The sequence below is a fragment of the Aeromonas sp. s9 genome (assembly GCF_040907765.1).
In the GTDB taxonomy this organism is placed as follows: domain Bacteria; phylum Pseudomonadota; class Gammaproteobacteria; order Enterobacterales; family Aeromonadaceae; genus Aeromonas; species Aeromonas caviae.
The window spans coordinates 132432-155202 of record NZ_JBFOCK010000066.1; the positions used below are offsets into that span (position 1 = coordinate 132432).

General features: G+C 61.8%; 23 protein-coding genes. 11 read left to right on the plus strand and 12 right to left on the minus strand.

Annotated elements, in window-relative coordinates:
- Window positions 1-84: 84 nt before the first annotated feature.
- The 12 genes from AB5Y54_RS12820 to glyA all read right to left on the minus strand — a co-directional run bounded on the left by AB5Y54_RS12820 (window position 85) and on the right by glyA (window position 12308).
- Window positions 85-1641: an ABC transporter substrate-binding protein gene (locus AB5Y54_RS12820; RefSeq protein WP_010675386.1), complete on the minus strand. Its 1557-nt coding sequence runs from the start codon at window positions 1639-1641 to the stop codon at window positions 85-87.
- A 58-nt stretch (window positions 1642-1699) separates the two neighbouring features.
- Window positions 1700-3424, minus strand: a complete 1725-nt coding sequence (locus AB5Y54_RS12825; RefSeq protein ID WP_010675387.1) for an ABC transporter ATP-binding protein — start codon at window positions 3422-3424, stop codon at window positions 1700-1702.
- A gap of 647 nt (window positions 3425-4071) precedes the next feature.
- Window positions 4072-4560 carry a phosphatidylglycerophosphatase A gene (locus tag AB5Y54_RS12830; protein ID WP_109112127.1) on the minus strand — a complete coding sequence of 163 codons (489 nt, stop codon included), beginning with the start codon at window positions 4558-4560 and terminating at the stop codon, window positions 4072-4074.
- Window positions 4557-5516 (minus strand): thiamine-phosphate kinase, encoded by a 960-nt coding sequence (gene thiL, locus AB5Y54_RS12835; RefSeq protein ID WP_109112126.1) that lies wholly within the window; start codon window positions 5514-5516, stop codon window positions 4557-4559. The genes AB5Y54_RS12830 and thiL overlap by 4 nt, the downstream gene beginning before the upstream one ends.
- Before the next feature lie 57 nt (window positions 5517-5573).
- Window positions 5574-5987 carry a transcription antitermination factor NusB gene (gene nusB, locus AB5Y54_RS12840; RefSeq protein ID WP_010675390.1) on the minus strand — a complete coding sequence of 138 codons (414 nt, stop codon included), beginning with the start codon at window positions 5985-5987 and terminating at the stop codon, window positions 5574-5576.
- Window positions 5988-6001: 14 nt separating this feature from the next.
- The gene (gene ribE, locus AB5Y54_RS12845) at window positions 6002-6472 is read right to left on the minus strand and encodes a 6,7-dimethyl-8-ribityllumazine synthase (RefSeq protein WP_010675391.1); all 471 of its coding nucleotides are present in this window, start codon (window positions 6470-6472) and stop codon (window positions 6002-6004) included.
- A 133-nt stretch (window positions 6473-6605) separates the two neighbouring features.
- On the minus strand, window positions 6606-7715 hold the full coding sequence (gene ribBA / locus AB5Y54_RS12850; protein WP_039040299.1) for a bifunctional 3,4-dihydroxy-2-butanone-4-phosphate synthase/GTP cyclohydrolase II: 1110 nt from the start codon (window positions 7713-7715) through the stop codon (window positions 6606-6608).
- A 137-nt stretch (window positions 7716-7852) separates the two neighbouring features.
- Complete coding sequence (locus AB5Y54_RS12855) at window positions 7853-8506, minus strand: riboflavin synthase (protein WP_039040359.1); 654 nt, start codon at window positions 8504-8506, stop codon at window positions 7853-7855.
- Window positions 8507-8561: 55 nt separating this feature from the next.
- Complete coding sequence (ribD, locus tag AB5Y54_RS12860; RefSeq protein ID WP_039040300.1) at window positions 8562-9671, minus strand: bifunctional diaminohydroxyphosphoribosylaminopyrimidine deaminase/5-amino-6-(5-phosphoribosylamino)uracil reductase RibD; 1110 nt, start codon at window positions 9669-9671, stop codon at window positions 8562-8564.
- 277 nt (window positions 9672-9948) lie between these two features.
- The gene (gene nrdR / locus AB5Y54_RS12865) at window positions 9949-10398 is read right to left on the minus strand and encodes a transcriptional regulator NrdR (protein ID WP_010675395.1); all 450 of its coding nucleotides are present in this window, start codon (window positions 10396-10398) and stop codon (window positions 9949-9951) included.
- A gap of 134 nt (window positions 10399-10532) precedes the next feature.
- Window positions 10533-10967, minus strand: coding sequence for a hypothetical protein (locus AB5Y54_RS12870; RefSeq protein ID WP_201984957.1), 435 nt, complete (start codon window positions 10965-10967; stop codon window positions 10533-10535).
- 87 nt (window positions 10968-11054) lie between these two features.
- Window positions 11055-12308 carry a serine hydroxymethyltransferase gene (glyA, locus tag AB5Y54_RS12875; RefSeq protein WP_010675397.1) on the minus strand — a complete coding sequence of 418 codons (1254 nt, stop codon included), beginning with the start codon at window positions 12306-12308 and terminating at the stop codon, window positions 11055-11057.
- Between the two features lie 341 nt (window positions 12309-12649).
- Here glyA and AB5Y54_RS12880 point away from each other — a divergent pair, with 341 nt between their 5' ends.
- The 11 genes from AB5Y54_RS12880 (at window position 12650) to panF (ending at window position 22699) form a co-directional block, all read left to right on the plus strand.
- Window positions 12650-12937 (plus strand): hypothetical protein, encoded by a 288-nt coding sequence (locus tag AB5Y54_RS12880; protein WP_010675399.1) that lies wholly within the window; start codon window positions 12650-12652, stop codon window positions 12935-12937.
- 150 nt (window positions 12938-13087) lie between these two features.
- Entirely contained in the window at window positions 13088-13756 is a 669-nt protein-coding gene (gene torD / locus AB5Y54_RS12885) for a molecular chaperone TorD (RefSeq protein WP_368153892.1), read from the plus strand.
- Window positions 13757-13763: 7 nt separating this feature from the next.
- Window positions 13764-14132 (plus strand): hypothetical protein, encoded by a 369-nt coding sequence (locus AB5Y54_RS12890; protein WP_042014461.1) that lies wholly within the window; start codon window positions 13764-13766, stop codon window positions 14130-14132.
- 106 nt (window positions 14133-14238) lie between these two features.
- The gene (locus AB5Y54_RS12895; protein WP_368153893.1) at window positions 14239-14691 is read left to right on the plus strand and encodes a PAS domain-containing protein; all 453 of its coding nucleotides are present in this window, start codon (window positions 14239-14241) and stop codon (window positions 14689-14691) included.
- Window positions 14688-16025 carry a putative bifunctional diguanylate cyclase/phosphodiesterase gene (locus tag AB5Y54_RS12900; protein WP_368153894.1) on the plus strand — a complete coding sequence of 446 codons (1338 nt, stop codon included), beginning with the start codon at window positions 14688-14690 and terminating at the stop codon, window positions 16023-16025. Before AB5Y54_RS12895 ends, AB5Y54_RS12900 begins: the two co-directional genes overlap by 4 nt.
- A 176-nt stretch (window positions 16026-16201) precedes the next feature.
- Entirely contained in the window at window positions 16202-18148 is a 1947-nt protein-coding gene (gene acs / locus AB5Y54_RS12905; RefSeq protein WP_201932513.1) for an acetate--CoA ligase, read from the plus strand.
- Window positions 18149-18431: 283 nt separating this feature from the next.
- The gene (gene aroQ, locus AB5Y54_RS12910) at window positions 18432-18881 is read left to right on the plus strand and encodes a type II 3-dehydroquinate dehydratase (RefSeq protein WP_039040307.1); all 450 of its coding nucleotides are present in this window, start codon (window positions 18432-18434) and stop codon (window positions 18879-18881) included.
- Between the two features lie 36 nt (window positions 18882-18917).
- The gene (gene accB / locus AB5Y54_RS12915) at window positions 18918-19379 is read left to right on the plus strand and encodes an acetyl-CoA carboxylase biotin carboxyl carrier protein (RefSeq protein ID WP_010675405.1); all 462 of its coding nucleotides are present in this window, start codon (window positions 18918-18920) and stop codon (window positions 19377-19379) included.
- A gap of 15 nt (window positions 19380-19394) precedes the next feature.
- Window positions 19395-20735: an acetyl-CoA carboxylase biotin carboxylase subunit gene (accC, locus tag AB5Y54_RS12920; RefSeq protein ID WP_039040308.1), complete on the plus strand. Its 1341-nt coding sequence runs from the start codon at window positions 19395-19397 to the stop codon at window positions 20733-20735.
- Between the two features lie 268 nt (window positions 20736-21003).
- Window positions 21004-21252 (plus strand): YhdT family protein, encoded by a 249-nt coding sequence (locus AB5Y54_RS12925; protein WP_039040309.1) that lies wholly within the window; start codon window positions 21004-21006, stop codon window positions 21250-21252.
- The gene (panF, locus tag AB5Y54_RS12930) at window positions 21242-22699 is read left to right on the plus strand and encodes a sodium/pantothenate symporter (protein WP_042014456.1); all 1458 of its coding nucleotides are present in this window, start codon (window positions 21242-21244) and stop codon (window positions 22697-22699) included. Before AB5Y54_RS12925 ends, panF begins: the two co-directional genes overlap by 11 nt.
- Window positions 22700-22771: the final 72 nt, after the last annotated feature.

Consider the following 22771-nt stretch of genomic DNA (forward strand, 5'->3'; position numbering starts at 1 on the left):
ACGTGGCCTGTGTCTTGGCACAGGCTTCTGTTAATGGCGGGGCAACCATGGGTGCCCCGCCGGGTCCTTCCTTAAACGCTTCGCTTACTTGTTGACCACCAGGTCACCCAGATAAGGGAAGTTCATCACGTTGACCACCGGCTTGATGTCGACGTTCTTCTTGGCACCGTAGGCCAGGTCTTCCCAGTGCAGCGGCACATAGGCAGCGTCGTCGATCAGCATGGCTTCCACCTTCTGCAGGATGGCGGCACGCTTGGCAGGATCGGTCTCGGTGTTGGCTTCCATCACCATCTTGTCAGCTTCCGCGTTGGCATAACCGCCGCAGTTGTACTGACCCATGCCGGTCTTGGCATCCTTGGTGAAGGTCAGGAACTCGAAGAAGTTCGCACTGTCTTCGGTGTCGGAGTGCCAGCCGATCAGCTGCATGTCAGCGGCGCACTTGTCAAACTCCGGCCAGTACTGGGCCACCGGCATGGTCTTCAGATCCACCTTGATGTTGATCTTGGACAGCATGGCGGAGACGGCCTGGGCAATCTTGACGTCGTTGACGTAGCGGGCAGCCGGGGAGATGAAGCTCATCTTGAAGCCCTTCTCGTAACCGGCTTCCTTCATCAGCTCCTTGGCCTTGGCCAGATCATACTGGGGCTTGAGCGCCTCGTTGTAGCCTGCGTAGCCTTTCGGGCTCAGCTGGCCGGCCGGGGTACCGAAGCCCTTGTTGATCTTGTCGACGATGCCCACCTGATTGATGGCGTAGTTGATCGCCTGACGCACGCGCTTGTCTTTCAGCGCAGGGTTGGTGTTCTGGTTCAGCTCGATGATGATGGCACGGGTACCGGACAGGGTGACCAGCTGGGAATCCTTGCCGTTCTTCACGCGCTCCAGATCGTTCGGGGCAACCGGGTAGATCATGTCCACGTCGCCGCCCAGCAGGGCTGCAACACGGGTGGCGTCTTCCTTGATCGGTACCACGGTCAGGTTTTCGACGTTGCCCTTGGAGGCCTTGTCCCAGTAGTTGGCGTTGCGCACGTATTCCAGCTTCACGCCCTGCTCGCGGAACTTGACGCTGAACGGACCGGTACCGGAGACATTGGTGGAGGCGAAGGAATCACCGTTCTTCACGATCTCGGCCTTGTCCTTGCCCGCCTCTGTCTTGCCGCTATAGAACTTGGAGTCCATCGGGAAGATGTAGGTGACGGTCTGCAGCACCAGCGGGAACGGCTTGGCGGTGACGAGATCCACGGTGAAATCATCCACCTTCTTGGCTTCGGCGATGGGGTCGAAGATCGCCTTGAAGTCCGGGGAGGCCTTCAGACGGTTGACGGTCCATACCACGTCATCGGCGGTGAAGTCGTTGCCGGAGTGGAACTTCACACCCTTGCGCAGGTGGAAACGGACGGTCTTGTCGTCGATGCGCTCATACTTCTCGGCCAGACGCGGCTCGAACTGCAGATCCTGGGTGTAACGCATCAGGGGGTCGAACACCAGGTGAGACATCTCCAGGGTCTGACCGGAGAGCTGCTCCTGCGGGTCCAGCGAGGTGGCGTCGGACGCGACGGCGACCTTGATGTCGGCAGCAGAAACGTTGAACGCGAGACCAGCGGCGAACAGCGCCATGGCGATCTTGGATAATCCTTTCTTCATGTCTTTCTCCATGCTTTTGGCTTTTTATTGACAGACAAACCGGCGAACCGGTGCTTTCCTAGCTTGCGATTTCCAGCCCCTCGCGGGACATTCCCTTGAATTCCGGCATGAGGGAGATCAGCTTGCGGCTGTACTCATGCTCGGCATTGGTGAACAGTTTCTCGGTCTCGGCCACTTCCACCAGATGACCGTGCTGCATCACACCGATGCGGTCGCACATCTGGCGGATGACCGGCAGATCGTGACTGATGAACAGCATGGTGAGCCCAAGCTCCTGTTGCAAGTCTTTGAGCAGGTTGAGGATCTGGGCCTGCACCGAGACATCCAGCGCCGAGGTGGGCTCGTCGCAGATGAGGAAGCGCGGGCGGGTCGCCAGGGCGCGGGCAATGGAGATGCGCTGGCGCTGACCACCGGAGAACTCGTGGGGATACTTGACCCCGGCGCCGCGGCCCAGGCCCACGTGATCCAGCAGGTCCCCGACGATCTGCTCTATCTGCCGCTCGCTCTCGGCGAGGCGGTGGAAGCGGATCGGCTCGGCGATGATGTCACGCACCTTCATGCGCGGGTTCATCGAAGAGTAGGGATTCTGGAACACCATCTGCATCTGGCGGCGCAGGGGGCGACGCTCGTGCTCCCCTTTCAGGGCGGTGAGATCGATCCCCTCGAAGACAATCTTGCCGGTATCGGGCGGATAGAGCCCGGTGATGGCACGGGCGATGGTGGACTTGCCGGAGCCCGACTCCCCCACCAGACCGAAAGTCTCACCCTCGAAGATCTCGAAGCTGATGTTGTTGCAGGCGCGCACGTACTGGCGGCGGCTCGGGAAGATGGAATCCTTGGTGACGAACTTCAGATCCACGTTCTCCACCCGCAACAGCGCGCCTTCATAGGTGCGCTCGTCCTGACTCTGGCCGAGCCAGTGGGTCTTGAGATCGATGCTGGTATCCGCCGCACCGGCATCCTCGATATAGGAGACCAGGGGGAAGCGTACCAGCTTGACATCCGAGCGGGGAACCGCCGAGATGAGGCTGCGGGTATAGGGGTGATTGGGGCGGCCCAGCACCTGTTCCGTGGTGCCGAACTCCACCAGATCGCCGCGGTACATCACCGCCACCTTGTCGGTAACGTTGGAGACCACCCCCATGTCATGAGTCACCAGCATGCAGCCGACCTGGCGCTCTTTGCACAGGTTGCGGATGAGCTGGAGGATCTGATCCTGGATGGAGACGTCCAGCGCCGTGGTCGGCTCATCGGCGATGATGAGCTCGGGATCCCCGGAGAGGGCGATGGCGATCACTACCCGCTGGCGCATGCCACCGGAGAACTGGTGAGGATACTGCTTGATGCGCACGTCCGGGTTCGGGATCCCCACCGCCCCCATCAGCTCGAGGGCCTTGGCAAAGGCCGCCTCGCGGGACAGGTCGGTGTTGGCGAGGATGGTCTCCACCAGCTGCTGCTCCACGGTGAACAGCGGATTGAGGGAGGTCATGGGATCCTGGAAGATGAAACCGATACGCGAGCCACGAATGGCCCGCATCTCGTTCTGGCTCTTGCCGGAGATGAGCTCGCCGTTGAGGTAGATGTCACCACGGGCGATGCGACCGGGCGGGCTCAACAGATCGATGACGGCGTTGCCGATGGTGGATTTGCCAGCGCCGGACTCACCGACGACGCCGACGATCTCGCCCTTTTCAACAGAAAAAGAGAGATCCTTGACCGCGGCAAGCACCCCGTAGCGGGAGGGGTACTCGATCCGCAAGTTTTTGACTTCAAGCAAGGACATGGTTACCTCTGCGGGGGACATCCGTCCCAAATAATTCGTCCGTAAATCAGCCGCAGATGCTGGTTGTGCCTTGGTACTGCTCGAGAGCCGTTTTTGTGTAATTAACGCTCAATCCATGAGGCAGCCAAACCAGCGATCCGGGCGGGTTTTTTGCATTTTTTTGGAATAACCCGCGAGTAAGTTAGTCGGTTTGCCCGCAGGTGTAAATGATCCAGTTATACAATTTCGCAATACTTTGCCCAGAGAATGCCGACACCCTGGGGTTAAAATGTCGATAAAAGTCACATTACCAGAGATTACGCTGGCAATGCGAGACCATCAACCAATTATGTTTCAACAAAATAGCAACAAACCATCTTATTCACTATCAGCATTATGCTGGCGAGCTTCGAATGAGTAGTGAATATTTATGTGAAATGATTTTTTGACGGCAGCATATCCGGAGTAAGGAAAAATAGGCAGAGCTAAATAGGGACAATGCAGAAGGATCAACCTGGGCCACAGGCCCGCCGGCACGGCAAGCCGGGAGGGATTGCATACAAAAAAACGCAGGCCCCTCAGGGCCTGCGTGTGCGGTATATCCGACCTCTTTGCAAGAGGAGAGGAGTGAAAAAACAACGAGACGGGCGTTCGGGAGCCGCCTCCCCTCACCAGTGGGCAAGCAGTTGCATGCAGGCCAGGGCGAACAGGCCGGCGATGAGATCGTCCAGCATGATGCCAAGCCCGCCGTGAATGCGGCGATCGAACCAGGAGATGGGCCAGGGCTTGAGCACGTCGAACAGGCGAAACAGCACGAAACCCGCCAGCACCCACTCCCAGCCGGCCGGGGCCGCAATCATGGTGACCCCGAATCCGATGACCTCGTCCCAGACGATAGCCCCGTGATCCGGCATCCCGATGGCGTCGGTGGCGCTCTGGCAGATGCGGATGCCCGCCACGAAACCCACCACCAGCAGGGCGATGAACCAGGAGGTCGACAGCCCGCTCACCAACAGATAGAGCGGGATGGCTGCCAGGGTCCCCATGGTGCCCGGCGCCTTGGGGGAGAGGCCGGAGCCAAACCCCACCGCCAGAAAGTGGAGCGGGTTTTTAAGGTTCAGCCGCGTCAGTTCGGGCTTTATCTTGAAAGACATCATGCGAAGTGATCCCAGCCCTTGAGGTGCAGTTCGACGGGTTGTTCGTCCTGCAGGTAGTCGATGCCAGGCTCCCCGACCAGGATGCGACCGATGCGGGTGAACTTCACGCCACAATTGGCCAGCGCCGTGTCCAGGGCACCGTGATGCTCCTGGGGCACGGTGAAGCAGAGCTCGTAGTCGTCGCCCCCGGCCAGGGCCAGCTGCCAGGCATCCATGGCCGGCACCGCATCCTGCAACACGGGGGAGAGGGGCAGCAGGTTGAGATCGATCTGGGCCCGCACGCCGGACGCCTTGAGGATGTGGCCGAGATCCGAAGCCAGGCCGTCTGAGAGATCCAGGGCGCTGCTGGCCAGCCCGCGCAGGGCCTGACCGGCCAGGATGCGGGGATGGGGATGGTCGAGGCGCGGCAGCACGGCCGCCAGCTGGTTCTCGTTGAGGGTGCGCTTGCCCAGCAGGTGGGAGAGCGCCAGGGCGGCATCCCCCAGGGTGCCGGTCACGTAGACCCCGTCACCGGCCTTGGCGCCGCTGCGCATCAGGGCGCGACCTGCCGGGACCGATCCTTTCACCGAGACGGTGATGGAGAGGGGCCCGCGGGTCATGTCTCCCCCCACCAGCGCCACGTTGTAGTACTCGGCGAGCTCGAGGAACCCTTCGGCGAAACCGGCGACCCAACGCTCGTTGATGGCGGGCAGGGTCAGGGCCAGGGAGACCCAGCGCGGCTCGGCCCCCATGGCGGCCAGATCGGAGAGATTGACCGCCAGCGCCTTGTAGCCGAGATCCACCGGATCCATGTCGGGGAAGAAGTGCACGCCGCTCACCAGGGTGTCCGTGCTCACCGCCAACTGGGCGTCGGGGGGCAGGGTCAGCAGGGCACAGTCATCTCCAGGGCCCATCACCACGTCCTTGCGGGCGTGGGGGACCTTGAAGTACTTCTCAATCAGCTCAAATTCACCCATACAGTAAAAAGCCAGCAATAAGCTGGCTCCTCTCTTAATTGCTGACGGACAGCAGGATCAGCGCTTGGGCAGCGTCTTGATCACCTTGTCCAGGACGCCGTTGACAAACTTGTGGCTGTCATCGGCGGCGAAGGCTTTGGCCAGCTCGATCGCTTCGTTGATCACCACGCGCGGCGGCACATCTTCACGACGGGTCAGCTCGTAGGTCGCCAGACGCAGGATCGCCTTGTCCACCATGTCCACTTCTTCCAGCGGACGGGAGAGGAAAGGCGCGAACACCTTGTCCAGCTCGTTGCAGTGGACCGCTACCCCGAACAGCAGATCGCGGAAATAGTTCAGGTCCACACCCTTGGTGTCCTGATCGATCTTGAACTGCTCTTCGATGTCGCCCACGTTGGCCTGGGTCATCTGCCACTGGTAGATGGCCTGGGTGGCGCAATGGCGGGCCTTACGGCGCTCGGACGGTTTCAATGCATTTCTCCTCGTTACACGTCCAGTTGTTTCAGGACGTTGATCATTTCGAGCGCGCTCAGTGCAGCCTCTGCACCCTTGTTACCCGCCTTGGTACCGGCGCGTTCGATGGCTTGTTCAATGTTTTCGGTGGTCAGCACGCCGAAGGCAACGGGAATGTCGTATTCCATCATCACCTGGGCCAGACCCTTGCCGTTCTCGCTCGCTACCAGTTCGAAGTGGTAGGTACCGCCGCGGATGACGGTGCCGAGTGCGACGATGGCGTCGTATTGACCGCTCTTGGCCAGCTTCTTGGCCGCCAGGGGAATTTCGACGGCCCCCGGTACGCGCACCAGGGTCAGATTGCTCTCCTGGACCTGACCTTGACGCTTCAGCACGTCCAGCGCGCCGTTCACCAGGCTGTCATTGATGAAGCTGTTGAAACGGGCAACGACAATAGCAACACGCGCCTCGGGAGCGGCGATATTTCCTTCGATAATCTTCATTGGAAATCCTGTCTCTGTGCAATCAATTAGGGGCCGGGCTCAAAAGTGCACGCATTCTAGCACAACAGAGCCGCGACAAAAAACCATGGCCGCAACGGGCGGCCATGGTGATGAATTCAACCGTACGCAGCGCTTACTCGCCGACGTACTCCACCACTTCCAGACCAAAGCCACCGAGGGCATGGTACTTCTTGGGAGAGCTCAATAGGCGCATCTTGCCGACCCCCAGCGCCTTGAGGATCTGGGAACCGACGCCGACCCGGCGCGAGGTGCCCTGCCACTTGGCCCCTTCCGGCGCCAGCCCCTTGTCGGCGGCTTCAAAACCCTTGACCCTGGCCAGCAGCTCGGCGCCATGGGCTTCCGCCCCCAGGATCACCAGCACCCCGCCCTCGTCGGCGATGCGGGCCATGGATTTGGGCAGCGGCCAGCTGCGGGCGCTGTGGCGGTCGGTGAGCAGCAGATCGCTCAGCACGTCGTGCAGGTGCACCCGTACCAGGGTCGGCTGGTCGGCCTTCACGTCCCCTTTCTTCAGGGCGAAGTGGACCTGGTTGTCGATGGTGTCGCGGAAGGTGACGAGGTCGAACTCGCCGTATTCGGTGGGCAACTTGCACTCGGCCACCTTCTCTACCGTGGTCTCGTGCTGGTTGCGGTATTCGATAAGGTCGGCAATGGTGCCGAGCTTGATGCCGTGCTGCTCGGCGAAGATCTCGAGATCCGGGCGCCGGGCCATGGTGCCGTCTTCGTTGAGGATCTCGACGATGACGGAGGCAGGCTCGAAGCCGGCCAGCCGGGCCAGATCGCAGCCCGCTTCGGTGTGGCCGGCGCGGGTCAACACACCGCCATCCTGCGCCATCAGCGGGAAGATGTGGCCGGGCTGCACCAGATCGGCGGCCTTGGCATGGGGCGCCACCGCAGCCTGCACGGTGACGGCGCGGTCGGCGGCGGAGATGCCGGTGGTCACCCCTTCCGCCGCCTCGATGGAGACGGTGAAGGCGGTGGAGAACTGGGCATTGTTGCGATCGACCATCAGCGGCAGCGCCAGCTGCTTGCAGCGATCCCGGGTCAGGGTCAGACAGATGAGGCCACGACCGTAGCGCGCCATGAAGTTGATGTCTTCCGGGCGGACACAGGAGGCGGCCATGATCAGGTCCCCTTCGTTCTCCCTGTCTTCGTCATCCATCAGGATCACCATCTTGCCAGCCTTGATATCGGCAATGATTTCCTGGGTCGTGCTCAGCGCCATGGGCTACTCCATCAACATGCTTGGGGATTGAGCCAGTCGGCTCGACTTGATACTGCGTATTGTGCTCTAGATGGGGGCACGCGGCCCCGTTTCAATCCGCGCGGGATCACAGAACCGCGTTTTCCCGTCAAAACGGCTCACAAGAATCCGGACTGGGCCAGCTTCTCCAGGGTCAGGGTAGAGGCACTGCTCTCCTCGCGCTTGCCCGTCATCAGCCGCTCCAGATAGCGGGCTATCTGGTCCACCTCGAGGTTGACCCGGTAGCCGGGTTTCCAGCGGGCGATGGTGGTCTCCTGGGCGGTGTGGGGCACGATGGTCAGCCGGAACAGATCCCCCTGAACCGCATTGACGGTGAGGCTGATGCCATCCACCGCAATCGACCCCTTCTCGGCGATGTAGCGCGAGAGCTCCCCCGGCGCCTTGATCCAGTATTCGATGGCGCGGCCGCTGGACGATTTGCTCTTCACCTCGCCGATACCGTCCACGTGGCCGGAGACCAGGTGGCCGCCGAGGCGGGAGGTGGGCATCAACGCCTTCTCGAGGTTGACCGGATCCCCCACCTTGGCGGCAGAAAAACCGGTGCGGGAGAGGGTCTCCAGGGAGACGTCGGCGGTATAGCTGTGATCCCCGAGCGCCACCACGGTGAGGCAGACGCCGTTGGTGGCGATGGAGTCGCCCAGCTTGACGTCACTGAAGTCCAGGGTCGGCGCGTGCACGGTGAGGGCCATGTCCTCCCCCTGGCGACGCAGCTCGGCCAGGGTTCCCACCGCTTCGATAATTCCGGTAAACATGCAGATCACCTTGCTGATGACGGGGGCGATGGATGCCCCCGTGAACATTGAAAAATCAGGCTATTTTCGCAGTGATGCGAATATCCTGGCCAAGCATGCGCACATCCTTGAGGTTGAGTTTGGGGGCCTGGAACAGCCGGGTCAGCCCCGGCAGATGGAACAGGCCGCGCCCCTCATCCCCCATCAGTTTGGGCGCCTGATAGAGCACCAGCTCGTCCACCAGCCCCTTCTCCAGCAGGGCGCCGCACAGCCGCGGCCCCGCCTCCACCAGTACCGAGTTGACGTTCTGTTTGGCCAGCAGCATGAACAGACTGACCAGATCCAGCTTGCCATCCAGCAGCGGCACCTCCAGCTGCTGCACCCAGGCGGGCCACTCACCGGATGCCTTGTGGCGGGCCAGCAGTACCGGGCTCTCGCTCTGGAACAGGGGCAGATCCGGGGTGAGCCGGTTTTGCGAATCCACGATGACTCGAAGTGGCTGGCGCAGGGTCTCTTTGGGATAGACCGCCTTGACCGAGGGGGGCAGCTCGTCCCAGCGCACGGTGAGGGAGGCGCCATCCGCCAGCACGGTTTCGGCGCTGGAGAGGACTGCATCGTGACGGGCCCGCAGCCGCTGCACGTCCCGGCGCGCCTCCGGAGAGGTGATCCACTGGCTCTCGCCACTCGCCATGGCGGTGCGACCATCCAGGCTCGCCCCCAGCTTGACCGTCACCAGCGGAAACGCGGTGCGCATCCGCTTGAAGAAACCGGGATTGAGGGCCTCGGCTTCTGCGGCCAGCAGGCCGAAATCGGTCTTGATCCCCGCCTCGGAGAGCATCCGCAGGCCGCGCCCGCCCACCTGGGGATTGGGATCCACCATGGCAGCCACCACCCGGGTCACCCCGGCCTTGATGAGCGCCTCGGCGCAGGGGGGCGTGCGACCATGATGGGAGCAGGGCTCCAGGGTCACATAGGCGGTGGCACCGCGGGCCTCTTCCCCTGCCGCGTGCAGGGCATAGACCTCGGCATGGGGCTCACCGGCCCGCTTGTGCCAGCCCTCCCCCACCACCACGCCGGCCTTCACCAGCACGGCGCCGACGCAGGGGTTGGGAGCCGTGGTGTAACGGCCGCGCCGGGCCAGTTCGAGGGCCCGGCTCATCCATTGGTAATCGTCTTGACTAAACATCCGGGCTCCTGTGTCCAGCAACCTGTCCCCGGTGGCACGGCCATCCGATGGGACAAGAAAATAGGGTGTACGCGCTTGCAGCACGCCTTCTCGGGCAGATCGGCCATGGCATCTGACGCCATGGCGACGGGCACACACATCGCAGGATGCGGCCGCACGCCCTCATACTTTTTCACCAGTGCAACGATGCGCTATCTGGATGTCTCACTGGTGTAACAACTGGCGCTGCCGCAACGGCAGCCCCTCTCTTATTCACATAGGGAGCGACAGGCCGACGTTACTTCTCCAGCTTGGCGATCTCTTCCCCGAATTCGCGAATGTCTTCAAAGCTGCGGTAGACGGAGGCAAAGCGGATGTAGGCCACCTTGTCCAGGCTCTTGAGCTCATCCATCACCAGATTGCCCACCAGCTGGGAGGCCACCTCCCGCTCACCGGTGGCCCGCAGGCGGGACTTGATGTGGTTGACCGCCTTCTCGATAGCCTCCATGCTCACCGGCCGCTTCTCCAGCGCCCGCAGAATGCCGGCACGCAGCTTGTCTTCGTTGAAGGGCTCGCGGGAGCCGTTGGACTTGATGACGCGAGGCATGACCAGTTCGGCCATTTCGAAGGTGGTAAAACGCTCGTGACAGAGCAGGCATTCGCGACGGCGGCGCACCTGATGACCCTCGGCCACCAGACGGGAATCGATCACCTTGGTATCAACGGCACTACAGAAAGGGCAATGCATCTGACCTCCGGCGTGGATGAAAATGGGCGCGGGCCCCGGGGGCTGGCGCTAGGCCGGCCAGTGTAACACGGCCATCCAGAACCGGTAAAAGCCCATGAAAACAAGGGACAACCAGCCAGACCTTCGGGCAGGACTCAGTCGTCATAGGGCAACGCCTCGGGGTCGCAATCCTGGTAATCGGGGGCAGGATCCGCCGCGAACCGGCGAGCAGCCACATGGCTGTGGCCCAGCATCAGCGCCTTGCCCACCCGGTGCATGCCATCCATCACCCGACCGGCGCTGTCGAGCAGGATGGGATAGGCGAGATCCGCCGCCATCATGAGCTGGCAATGCGCCACCACGCTGCGCACCGTGGGCGTGGCGTCGTCATGGCCGTACCAGTGGTCGCGGTCAAGCTCGGCAATCTCGCCGAGTGCCACCGCCTGCACCGGCAGGTTGCGGCTCAGCCGGATCAAGCGGCGCACATCCCAGGCCAGCAGCCCCTGTTCGCTGGCGCGAAAGTGGTACTGGGTTCGAACCGTCTGCCGCAGTGACGCCTCCAGCACGTCCTCTTCCATGTCATCGCACATGATCACCTCTGTCTCATCTTGCCAGACGCTGCAAAAAACAATGCCACCCGAGGGTGGCATTGGTCTTCAACCTGAAGGTCAGGCTGATTATGCGTAGACCGGGAAGCGGCGGCAGATGTCCAGCACCTTCTCGCGCACGGTCGCCAGCACTTCTTCGTTGTCGTGGCTGTCCAGCACGTCGCAGATCCAGTTGGCCAACTGGATGGACTCGGCTTCCTTGAAGCCTCGGCGGGTGATGGCCGGGGTGCCGATACGCACGCCGGAGGTCACGAACGGGGAACGCGGGTCGTTCGGTACGGAGTTCTTGTTGACGGTGATGTTGGCCTTGCCGAGGGCTGCGTCGGCATCTTTGCCGGTCAGCTCGCGACCGATCAGGTCAACCAGCATCAGATGGTTGTCGGTACCGCCGGAGACGATCTTGTAGCCGCGCTCGATAAAGGTCGCCGCCATGGCCTTGGCGTTCTTGACGACCTGGGCCTGGTAGGTCTTGAACTCGGGCTCCAGCGCTTCCTTGAAGGCTACGGCCTTGCCGGCGATGACGTGCATCAGCGGGCCGCCCTGACCACCCGGGAAGACGGCGGAGTTCAGCTTCTTGTACAGATCTTCGTCGTCGGCGGCGGAGAGGATCAGACCACCGCGCGGACCGGCCAGGGTCTTGTGAGTGGTGGAGGTGACCACGTGAGCATGGGGCACCGGGTTCGGGTAGACGCCAGCGGCAATCAGACCGGCCACGTGGGCCATGTCCACGAACAGGTAAGCACCGATCTTGTCGGCGATTTCGCGCATGCGGGCCCAGTCGACGATGCCGGAGTAGGCGGAGAAGCCGCCGATCATCATCTTCGGCTTGTGCTCAACGGCCAGGCGCTCCATCTCGTCGTAGTCGATCTTGCCGGACTCGTCGATGCCGTAGGGGATGATGTTGTACAGCTTGCCGGAGAAGTTGACGGGGGAGCCGTGGGTCAGGTGACCGCCGTGGGCCAGGTTCATGCCGAGCACGGTGTCGCCCGGTTGCAGCAGGGCCATGTAGACGGCGCTGTTGGCCTGAGAGCCGGAGTGCGGCTGCACGTTGGCGTAGGTGGCACCGAACAGCTCTTTGGCGCGCTCGATGGCCAGGGTTTCAACCACATCCACATACTCGCAACCGCCGTAGTAACGCTTGGCCGGGTAGCCTTCGGCGTACTTGTTGGTCAACTGGGAGCCCTGGGCTTCCATGACGCGGGGGCTGGTGTAGTTCTCGGACGCAATCAGCTCGATGTGCTCTTCCTGACGACGGGTCTCGTCTGTGATGGCCTGCCACAGCTCTGGATCATAGCCGGCGATGGTCATGTCACGTTTCAACATCCGTTTATCTCCTGAAAATCGTTTGCGCGATAGGTGAAGTGGGCCCGCGCATTGTAACGTGAGCTGGATCAAAGAGACAGTCCAACCACCCAAAAAATTGTTTATAAAATGTAAAATACGTCGCAAATTTCGAATCCCGCCCTCTGGCTTCGCTCATCCCTCCGGCCTCCCCACACCAGCAATCCGGCTCCAGCCATCGTCCCCGCTTCCCGGGCAAGGCGATGAAAACCAGAGCCAGATCATGGATATAGCATTTACTAACAGATAACATCTTTAGGCCATGGGACATCTGCACGAGCGGGTGTCGCTCCCTGCCATCCCGGAACACAAGGGGAAACGCCATGATGGATCATCTGATGCTGTTCGTGATTGTCGCGGTCTTCGCTCTCTTCTACTGGGTCTACTACACCGCCAGCCGCAAGGGTGCCTGCACCGCCAACTGGGAGACACTTCCCACCCGGGAGCAGTACCTGGCGGCCCATCCCGGCGCCGCCGACGGGGATCTCATTTTCTGCATCCATTGCGGTCATCATCAGCAGCGGGAGGTCGGCCTGGTGCACCAGATGGATTACCGCCGCCAGCACATCTGCCCCCGTTGCAAGCAGGTGCTCTATCGCGTCGAGGAGTAAGTCGGCCTCCTCGTCGCCCACGGTCATCTCGCGAATGCGACCCCCTCTCCTGGCGCTATCCGGCCAAAAGGCCCCATGAGTTTCCTTTATTTTTAAAGTCGTTAGAATCGGGGGCCATCAAGGCTCCCGATTGTCATCCACGGAGGAAAAATGCAGGAATTCATGGCGACCAGCGAACGCCGGGCCGAGCTTTACTGGTGGTTTTCCACCCTGTTTGCTGCCGAACTCAGTGATGCACAGATCGCTGAATACGACACTTATGACGTGCGCAGCTTCTTGAAGAGCCTCTCCACCCTCGATCCCATGCGCGAAGCCGTGGCCGAGCTCAACGATGCCATCGCCCGCCTGCTGGTGCGCCCCGAGCGCCAGACGGCCCTGGCCGCCGACTTCGCCGGCCTGTTCCTGAGCGCTCCCGGGCAGGGTGCCCTGCCCTACGAATCCCTCTACCGGAGCGAAGGCAAGCAGCTGATGCAGGCCCCCATGACCGAGATGCAGGCACGCCTCGATCGCCTCGGCATCAACGTCAGCGACAAATACAATGAGCCTGCCGATCATCTGGCCATCGAGCTGGATCTGATGGGCAGCCTCATCATCCGCGCCGCCGAGTCGACCACCGCCGCCCAGCGTGAAAGCTGGCTCGGCGAGCAGGAGTCCCTGCTGCACGGTCACCTGCTGGGCTGGTTCGAGCGCTTCGAGCAGGCCTGCCGGGCCGCCGACAAGTTTGGCTTCTACGGTGCCAGTGCCCGCCTGCTGGGGGTGTTCCTCAAGATGGACGCCAACTACCTCTCCCTGGTCAAACCGGCACCGTCCGCCGACTGAGCCCGGCATGAAGACAGCCCTGCTTCTTATCGCATGCTGGCTGCTGGCCCTGATCCCGCTGGATCAGGGTCTCACTCCCCTCGTGACGCTGCTGTTCAACCCGGACCGCGCGCTCTACGGCACCGCCCAGCTCACCGGCTTTGCCGGCATCCTGCTGACCCTCTACCTCGCCAATCTCGGGGTGGAAGTGGTGCTGCGTCGCCGTTTCCAGATAGCGGGCATGCTGGCCCTGCTCGCCGCCTGGGCAGATTTCATCAACAGCAGCGGCACCGAGAGCCACTGGCTGGTGCTCTACGCCATGGCGTTGCCGTTTCATCTGGTGGGCTGGCTGGTATTTGTTCGCGGGATCCAGGCGTTTGGCCGCCAGAAAGGCTGACATCTCGTTGATTTCACACCCTTCTCACACTTTCTTTCTCTCCTGACACTTCCTGCCATACTGACACAGTCGTCCAAATGACAAAGCAATCAATTCAGGAGCCCCCATGGAAAAAGTGCTGCCCGAATCGGTTCCGACACGGCATTTGTCAGGCCCGCTCTCTCCCTACGAGTTGCAACAGCTGTTCGCCCAGGCGCCCGTCGGGATTGGGGTCTTCGATCACGAATTCAGGTATCGCGACGTCAACGGACGCTTTGCCGAACTGACCGGCCTCGCACGGGCAGAGCACCCGGGCAAGACGCTGTTCGACATTGTCCCTGCCCAGACTCCCCAGCTGCTCCCGCTGTTTCAGCAACTGCGACAAGGGGCCCCCCGATGCGCATTTGAGGTGGAGACGGTCGGTCTCTCCCGCGCGGCCTCTCCCGCACGCTGGCAAGTGAGCGTCAGCTCCGTGCTGGATGAGGAGGGCACCTTCAGCGGCATCTTCCTCGTGATGAGGGAGTCCGTACAGACAGGCCCTCACCTCGACGCACCCGCGTCCCCGGCCTGCAGGAAATGACCCACCTTCATGCACTGCGTCTCTATCAGGCCGAAGCCCGCTTGCAGCACCTCTCCTATTACGATCCTCTCACCGATCTCGGCAATCGCCATCTGCTGCAAGAGCGCCTCACCCTGGAGATAGAGACGGCCAGGGTGAACCACCACGTCCTGGCGCTGCTGTTCATCGATCTCGACGGCTTCAAGCTCATCAACGACAACCTGGGGCACAGTGCCGGCGATCTGCTGCTCAAGCTGTCGGCAGACCGCATTCGCCACTGCCTGCGCCCCGGAGACATCGCCATCCGGCTGGGGGCAGACGAATTTCTGGTGTTGCTGCCCGCCATCAGAGACACCCAGGATCTGCTGGGTCTCATCGAGGGGTTGCAACGCAGGCTGCACGATCCCGCCGACATCGCCCAGGAGCGGGTGAGGCTCTCCGCCAGCATCGGCGTCTCCCTCTATCCGGAGCATGGCCAGACCCCGGACAGCCTCATCAGCGCGGCGGACAACGCCATGCATGAAGCCAAGCGCCGTGGCCGCAACGGCTATCTGTTCCACTCCCCCGACATGACGGCACAGACCAGGGAGCGGATGCTGCTGGAGCAGGGACTGCTCAAGGCCATTGAGCAGCAAGAGTTTCGCCTGCTCTACCAACCCATGACGGATCTGGCGGATGGTCATCTCAGCGGCCTGGAGGCCCTGATCCGCTGGCAGCATCCCAGCCTTGGCATGATATCCCCGGACCGTTTCATTCCGGTGGCAGAGGAGTGCGGTCTCATCGAACCACTGGGCGAATGGGTGATGCGCACCGCCTGCCGGCAAGGGCAGCAGTGGCTGGCTGAAGGGCGCGCCGTGCCCAGGCTCTCGGTCAATGTGTCGGTCAGGGAGATGCGTTCCCACGACTACGTGGAGCGGGTGACAGCCATTCTGGCCGAGACCGGTTTTCCTGCCGAACGGCTGGAGATCGAGGTGACCGAGAGCATCATCCAGAGCGTGGATCACAGTCTGCGGCTCTTCACCCGTCTCAAGGCGCTGGGGGTGCAGATCGCCATCGACGACTTCGGCACCGGTTTCTCCTCCCTGAGCCTGCTCAGGAGCCTGCCCATCGATCGCATCAATATAGACAGGGCCTTCGTCCAGGCGTTGCCCGACGACAAGCACAGCCGCGAGCTGTGCCGGACCATAGTCCAGCTGGCCAGCTCCCTCGGCATGGCCGTCACGGCGGAAGGGATAGAAACCCAGCCCCAGCGCCAGTTCCTGCAATCCCTGCGTTGCGAGGAGGGACAGGGCTACCTGTTCAGCCATCCCCTGCCAGAACCCAGCCTGCCTTCCCTGCTCCCCCTCCGCCATTGAGCCTTGGCCACGCCACCACGCACGCAAAGAAGGGAGCCCATGGCTCCCTTCTGCTTCCTCATCATGGCCTTCGGGGCCGCTATCTTCGTCGCTATCCAAAAGTCTAATTGCCCTCGGGAACCAAAGGTATAAGTTGTTACTCAATCATTAAGAAAATGTATTCACAGGAGTGAGAGATGAGCGAGAGCAAGGTCTACCCGGTCAAGGCCCACATCGGCAACGGCGCCCTGCTGGACAAGGAAGGTTATGAAGCCATGTATCAGGCGTCGGTGCAGGATCCGGACGCCTTCTGGGGGGAGCAGGGCAAGATCCTCGACTGGATGACCCCCTACACCCGCGTCAAGAACACCTCCTACGATCCGGGCCACGTCTCCATCAAGTGGTATGAGGATGGTCTGCTCAACGTCTCGGCCAACTGCCTGGATCGTCATCTGAGCGAGCGCGGCGACAAAGTCGCCATCATCTGGGAAGGGGACAACCCGGCCGAAGATCGCAAGATCACCTATCGCGAACTGCACGCCGAAGTGTGCAAGTTTGCCAACGTGCTCAAAACCCAGGGGGTCAAGCGTGGCCACATGGTCTGCCTTTATATGCCCATGGTGCCGGAGGCGGCCATCGCCATGCTGGCCTGTACCCGCATCGGGGCCGTGCACAGCATCGTCTTCGGCGGCTTCTCGCCGGAGGCGCTCTCGGGCCGCATCATCGACTCCGGCGCCTCCGTCGTCATCACCGCCGATGAGGGGTTGCGAGGCGGTCGTCCCATCCCCCTCAAGAAGAACGTGGATGAGGCCCTTACCCACCCGGATACCAAGGTCAGCAAGGTGATCGTCCTCAAGCGCACCGGTGGCAACGTGGCCTGGCACGATCACAGAGACATCTGGTGGCATGATGCGGTCAACGCCGCCAACCCGGATTGTCCGCCCGAAGCCATGGGCGCCGAAGATCCCCTGTTCGTGCTCTACACCTCCGGCTCCACCGGCAAACCCAAGGGTGTGCTGCACACCACGGGCGGCTATCTGGTCTATGCCGCCCTCACCTTCAAATACGTGTTCGATTACCACGAAGAGGACATCTACTGGTGTACCGCCGACGTGGGCTGGGTCACCGGTCACTCCTATCTGGTCTACGGGCCGCTGGCCAACGGCGCCACCACCGTCATGTTCGAAGGGGTGCCCAATTACCCGGCCACCAACCGCATGAGTCAGGTGGTGGACAAACACCAGGTCACCATCCTCTATACCGCCCCCACCGCCATTCGCGCACTGATGGCCAAGGGCAAGGAGGCTGTCGAAGGCACTTCCCGCACCAGCCTGCGCATCATGGGGTCGGTGGGTGAACCCATCAACCCGGAAGCCTGGGAGTGGTACTACCGCACCATCGGCGACGAGCGCTGCCCCATCGTCGACACCTGGTGGCAGACCGAGACCGGCGGCATCCTCATCACTCCGCTGCCCGGCGTCACCGCGCTCAAGCCCGGCTCGGCCACTCGTCCCTTCTTCGGAGTACAGCCTGCTCTGGTGGACAACCTGGGTGAGCCGCTGGAAGGCGCCACCGAGGGCAACCTGGTGATCACCGACTCCTGGCCCGGCCAGATGCGTACCGTGTTCGGCGATCACGAGCGCTTCGAGCAGACCTACTTCTCCACCTTCCCGGGTCGCTACTTCACCGGCGACGGTGCCCGTCGCGACGAGGACGGCTACTACTGGATCACCGGCCGGGTGGATGATGTACTCAACGTCTCCGGCCACCGCATGGGTACCGCCGAAATCGAGTCCGCTCTGGTGGCCCATCCGAAGATCGCCGAAGCGGCGGTGGTGGGTGTTCCCCACGAGATCAAGGGACAGGGCATCTACGCCTATGTCACCCTGATCGCCGGGGAAGAGCCGAGCCGCGAGCTGCACAAGGAAGTGAAGGAGTGGGTGCGCAAGGAGATTGGCGCCATCGCGACCCCGGACGTGATCCACTGGGCCGAGGGGCTGCCCAAGACCCGTTCCGGCAAGATCATGCGGCGTATCTTGCGCAAGATCGCCACCGGCGAAACCGACAGCCTGGGGGATATCTCCACCCTGGCGGATCCGGGGGTCGTGGACAAGCTGATCCGCGAGAAGTCGGAAGCGGCGTGAGTCTCTTCCCCACGTCAACAGAGCCGGCCACGTGCCGGCTTTGTTGTCTTCGGGATCCGGACAGGGCAGAGTTCGGTGGCAGGCCGGGCTTGCGGGCAAACCAGGCCAATAAATAGCCAGATGTAGAGATTAGACCAGTAAAATGCTGCTAATTTTCACGAAATCAATATAATTGCGAAATCTGTGTGTCAGGGCACACCGATTTGTGCAAAAATTGGCTAGATTTTTGGTAGTCCAAAGATAGCTGATAGATAGCAGCATAATCATCGAGGATGTACTCAATATGTCGCAACATCACCGAATCCTCCTGCTCAACGGCCCCAATCTGAATCTGCTGGGCAAGCGGGAACCGGGAATCTACGGCAGCAAGACGCTCGATGAGATCGTCGCCGATCTGACGCGCAGCGCCAGCGAACTCGGTGTCACCCTGGAACATCTGCAATCCAATGCCGAGCACGAGCTGATCGGCCGCATCCATCAGGCCATGGGCCAGGTGGATTTCATCATCATCAATCCCGCCGCCTTCACCCATACCAGCGTTGCCCTGCGCGATGCCCTGCTGGGTGTGGCCATCCCCTTTATCGAGGTTCACCTGTCAAACGTTCATGCCAGGGAGCCCTTCCGTCATCACTCCTATCTGTCTGATGTCGCCAAGGGGGTGATCTGCGGGTTGGGTGCCGATGGTTACCAATTCGCTTTAACCGCGGCCGTGCATCAGTTGCGCGCGGCTTGATAATCACTGATCAGATAAAGAAGAAAGAGAATGCTAATGGATATCCGCAAAATCAAGAAGCTGATTGAACTGGTTGAAGAGTCCGGCATCGCCGAGCTGGAAATCTCCGAAGGGGAAGAGTCCGTTCGCATCAGCCGTAATTTCTCCGGCCAGGTTAGCGTTGCCCCGCAGATGATCATGCCCCAGGCCGCAGCTCAGGTTGCCGCACCGGTTGCCGCTGCTCCGGCAGCAGCCGCTGCACCTGCTGCCGATGCCGCCCCGAGCGGTCATCTGATGCGCTCCCCCATGGTGGGCTCCTTCTACCGCTCCTCCAGCCCGGAAGCCAAGCCGTTCGTGGAAGTCGGTCAGCACGTCAATGTCGGCGACACCCTGTGCATCGTCGAAGCCATGAAAATGATGAACCAAATCGAGTCTGACAAGGCCGGCGTGATCAAAGCGATCCTGGTTGAAAATGGTCAGGCCGTCGAGTTTGACGAGCCGCTGTTCATCATCGAATAAGGGAAAATGCCACCCATGTTGGACAAAGTAGTCATCGCCAACCGCGGTGAAATTGCCCTGCGGATCCTGCGCGCCTGCAAAGAGCTCGGGATCAAGACAGTGGCCGTTCACTCCACTGCCGATCGGGAGCTCAAGCATGTGCTCCTGGCGGACGAAACCATCTGCATCGGCAAACCTGCCAGCGGTGAGTCCTACCTCAATGTGCCGGCCATCATCGCCGCCGCCGAGGTGACCGGTGCCGTCGCCATCCACCCGGGCTACGGCTTCCTCTCCGAGAATGCCGACTTCGCCGAAGTGGTCGAGAAATCCGGCTTCATCTTCATTGGCCCGCGCGCCGAGACCATTCGCCTGATGGGTGACAAGGTCTCTGCCATCGAGGCGATGAAGAAGGCGGGCGTGCCCTGCGTACCCGGCTCCGACGGCCCGGTGGACAACGATGCCAAGCGCAACGCCGCCATCGCCAAGCGGATCGGGTATCCGGTGATCATCAAGGCCGCCGGTGGCGGTGGTGGTCGCGGCATGCGCGTGGTGCGCAACGAGGCCGAACTGGCCTCCGCCATCGCGCTGACCAAATCCGAAGCGGGCCAGTTCTTCAAGAACGACATGGTCTACATGGAGAAGTACCTGGAGAACCCGCGCCACATCGAGATCCAGGTGCTGGCTGACGGTCAGGGTACCGCCCTCTATCTGGGTGAGCGGGACTGCTCCATGCAGCGCCGTCACCAGAAGGTCGTGGAAGAGGCGCCGGCCCCCGGCATCACCGAGGAGATGCGCAAGTTCATCGGTGAGCGCTGTGTGCGCGCCTGTCTCGAGATCGGCTACCGCGGTGCGGGTACCTTCGAGTTCCTGTACGAGAACGGCGAGTTCTATTTCATCGAGATGAACACCCGTATCCAGGTGGAACATCCGGTCACCGAGATGGTCACCGGCGTCGACCTCATCAAGGAGCAGCTGCGCATTGCCGCCGGTCAGCCCCTGTCGATCACCCAGCAGGACATCCGCATCCGTGGCCATGCCATCGAGTGCCGGATCAATGCCGAAGATCCGGCCACCTTCCTGCCCTCTCCTGGTCTCATCCAGCGCTTCCACGCGCCGGGCGGCCTGGGCGTGCGCTGGGAATCCCACATCTATGCGGGTTACAAGGTCCCCCCCTACTACGACTCCATGATCGGCAAGCTGATCTGCTATGGGGAGAACCGTGACGTGGCCATCGCCCGCATGCGTCACTCCCTCGACGAGCTGGTGGTGGAAGGGATCAAGACCAACATCGCCCTGCAAAAAGAGATCATGAAGGACGAAAACTTCCAGCACGGTGGCACCAACATCCACTACCTGCACAAGAAGTTGGGTCTGTAATGGCTTGAGACCCGACCCATTGAGCACGGTGGCAGCACAGAGCAGCCACTACCTGCACAAGAAGTTGGGTCTGTAATGGCTTGAGGCCCGGCCCATTGAGCACGGTGGCCGCATGAGCAGCCACTCCCTGCACAAGAAGTCGGGTCTGCAAAGACCCCTTTCATCGGGATATTGCGCGATCCACCCGGATCGCCAACGTAAAAAAGGGCCATGGCGACATGGCCCTTTTTTGTTATTCTTGCGCCCCGCTCACTCGTCGGAGGCCACAGTGAACCGTTTCGCACTCGCCCGTCGGGAAGCAGCCTTCTGCCTGCTGCTGACCCTGCTCTATTTTGTCGCCTGGTATGGCTCGGCTTATTTCATCCCCGAGGATCTCGAGCTGTGGGACCTGCCCCTCTGGTTCCTGCTCAGTTGCATCCTGATGCCCCTGCTGTTCATCGGCCTCTGCGCCCTCATGGTGGATCGCCTGTTCGTCGATATTCCCCTGGATAGCGAGGTACCACCCCATGAATCTTGAGCTGATGCTGCCGCTCTGCATCTACCTGGTGCTGGTACTGGGAGTCGGTTTCTGGGCCAGTCGCCACCGGACCGGCGGCAACTTCATGCAGGAGTACTTCATCGGCAACCGCAGCATGGGGGGGCTGGTGCTCGCCATGACCCTGGTGGCCACTTATACCTCTGCATCGTCCTTCATCGGCGGGCCGGGTGCCGCCTACAAGGTCGGCCTCGGCTGGGTGCTACTGGCGATGATCCAGCTGCCCACCGTCTGGCTCACCCTGGGGGTGCTTGGCAAGAAGTTCGCCATCATCGCCCGCCGGGTCAACGCGGTGACCATCAACGACATGCTGTGGGCCCGCTACCAGAGCAGGGCGGTGGTCGTGCTGGGTTCGGTCACCATCATCCTCGCCTTCATCGCCACCATGGTGGTGCAGTTCATCGGCGGCGCCCGCCTGCTGGAAACGGCGACCGGCCTCAGCTATCAGCAGGGGCTCTTCCTGTTTGCCAGTTGCGTGCTGCTCTACACGGTGATCGGCGGCTTTCGCGCCGTGGTGATGACGGATGCCCTGCAGGGCATCGTCATGCTCATCGGCACTGGCGCCCTGCTGGCGGGCATCCTCATCGCCGGTGACGGGTTGCCGAATCTTGTCCACCAGCTCAAGGAGATAGATCCCAAGCTGGTGAGCCCCCAGGGGGCCGGCGACATGCTGACCCAGCCCTTCATGCTGAGCTTCTGGGTGCTGGTCTGCATCGGGGTGGTGGGCTTGCCCCACTCGGCGCTGCGCTGCTTTGGCTACCGGGACAGCAAGGCGCTGCACCGGGGCATCCTCATCGGCACCATCGTCTGCGCCCTGCTGATGTTCGGCATGCACCTGGCCGGGGCACTGGGCCGCGCCATCCTGCCCGGCATGGACAGCCCGGACAAGATCATGCCCTCCCTGATGATGGAGGTGCTCCCCCCCTGGCTGGCCGGGGTCTTCCTGGCGGCCCCCATGGCGGCCATCATGTCTACTATCGACTCCCAGCTGATCCAGGCCTCCGCCACCCTGGTGAAAGATCTCTACCTCAATTACCTCAACCCCAGGCAGGAGAAGCTGGAGGTCCGGGTGCCGCGCCTCTCCCTGCTCTGCACCCTGATCCTGGGTACCCTGGTGCTGCTGGCGGCGCTCCAGCCCCCCGAGATGATCATCTGGCTCAACCTGCTCGCCTTCGGCGGCCTGCAGGCGGTCTTCCTCTGGCCCCTGGTGCTCGGCCTCTACTGGTCCAGGGCCAACGGCCCGGGAGCCCTGGCCAGCATGGTCTGCGGCATCCTCTGTTACGGTACCTTGAGCCAGTGGGGGATCAAGGTGGCCGGTCTGCACGCCATCGTCCCGAGCCTGGCCCTTGGCCTGGCGGCCTTTGTTCTTGTCAGCCTGCTCACTCCTGCCCCGGATCAGCGTGTCCGTCGATTGTTTGATCAAAATTAAGAAAAGGATCAATAAAGGAAGGCTCGCCTATTCCCAAATGGGGGCTCACGGGTAAAATGTGCGCCACGTCAC

Bases quoted from the DNA above. Each gene is read 5' to 3' on its own strand.
- AB5Y54_RS12820 (WP_010675386.1), bottom strand. From the start codon at position 1,641: ATGAAGAAAGGATTATCCAAGATCGCCATGGCGCTGTTCGCCGCTGGT.
- AB5Y54_RS12825 (WP_010675387.1), bottom strand. From the start codon at position 3,424: ATGTCCTTGCTTGAAGTCAAAAACTTGCGGATCGAGTACCCCTCCCGC.
- AB5Y54_RS12830 (WP_109112127.1), bottom strand. From the start codon at position 4,560: ATGATGTCTTTCAAGATAAAGCCCGAACTGACGCGGCTGAACCTTAAA.
- thiL (WP_109112126.1), bottom strand. From the start codon at position 5,516: ATGGGTGAATTTGAGCTGATTGAGAAGTACTTCAAGGTCCCCCACGCC.
- ribE (WP_010675391.1), bottom strand. From the start codon at position 6,472: ATGAAGATTATCGAAGGAAATATCGCCGCTCCCGAGGCGCGTGTTGCT.
- ribBA (WP_039040299.1), bottom strand. From the start codon at position 7,715: ATGGCGCTGAGCACGACCCAGGAAATCATTGCCGATATCAAGGCTGGC.
- AB5Y54_RS12855 (WP_039040359.1), bottom strand. From the start codon at position 8,506: ATGTTTACCGGAATTATCGAAGCGGTGGGAACCCTGGCCGAGCTGCGT.
- ribD (WP_039040300.1), bottom strand. From the start codon at position 9,671: ATGTTTAGTCAAGACGATTACCAATGGATGAGCCGGGCCCTCGAACTG.
- nrdR (WP_010675395.1), bottom strand. From the start codon at position 10,398: ATGCATTGCCCTTTCTGTAGTGCCGTTGATACCAAGGTGATCGATTCC.
- AB5Y54_RS12870 (WP_201984957.1), bottom strand. From the start codon at position 10,967: ATGTGCGATGACATGGAAGAGGACGTGCTGGAGGCGTCACTGCGGCAG.
- glyA (WP_010675397.1), bottom strand. From the start codon at position 12,308: ATGTTGAAACGTGACATGACCATCGCCGGCTATGATCCAGAGCTGTGG.
- AB5Y54_RS12880 (WP_010675399.1), top strand. From the start codon at position 12,650: ATGATGGATCATCTGATGCTGTTCGTGATTGTCGCGGTCTTCGCTCTC.
- torD (WP_368153892.1), top strand. From the start codon at position 13,088: ATGCAGGAATTCATGGCGACCAGCGAACGCCGGGCCGAGCTTTACTGG.
- AB5Y54_RS12890 (WP_042014461.1), top strand. From the start codon at position 13,764: ATGAAGACAGCCCTGCTTCTTATCGCATGCTGGCTGCTGGCCCTGATC.
- AB5Y54_RS12895 (WP_368153893.1), top strand. From the start codon at position 14,239: ATGGAAAAAGTGCTGCCCGAATCGGTTCCGACACGGCATTTGTCAGGC.
- AB5Y54_RS12900 (WP_368153894.1), top strand. From the start codon at position 14,688: ATGACCCACCTTCATGCACTGCGTCTCTATCAGGCCGAAGCCCGCTTG.
- acs (WP_201932513.1), top strand. From the start codon at position 16,202: ATGAGCGAGAGCAAGGTCTACCCGGTCAAGGCCCACATCGGCAACGGC.
- aroQ (WP_039040307.1), top strand. From the start codon at position 18,432: ATGTCGCAACATCACCGAATCCTCCTGCTCAACGGCCCCAATCTGAAT.
- accB (WP_010675405.1), top strand. From the start codon at position 18,918: ATGGATATCCGCAAAATCAAGAAGCTGATTGAACTGGTTGAAGAGTCC.
- accC (WP_039040308.1), top strand. From the start codon at position 19,395: ATGTTGGACAAAGTAGTCATCGCCAACCGCGGTGAAATTGCCCTGCGG.
- panF (WP_042014456.1), top strand. From the start codon at position 21,242: ATGAATCTTGAGCTGATGCTGCCGCTCTGCATCTACCTGGTGCTGGTA.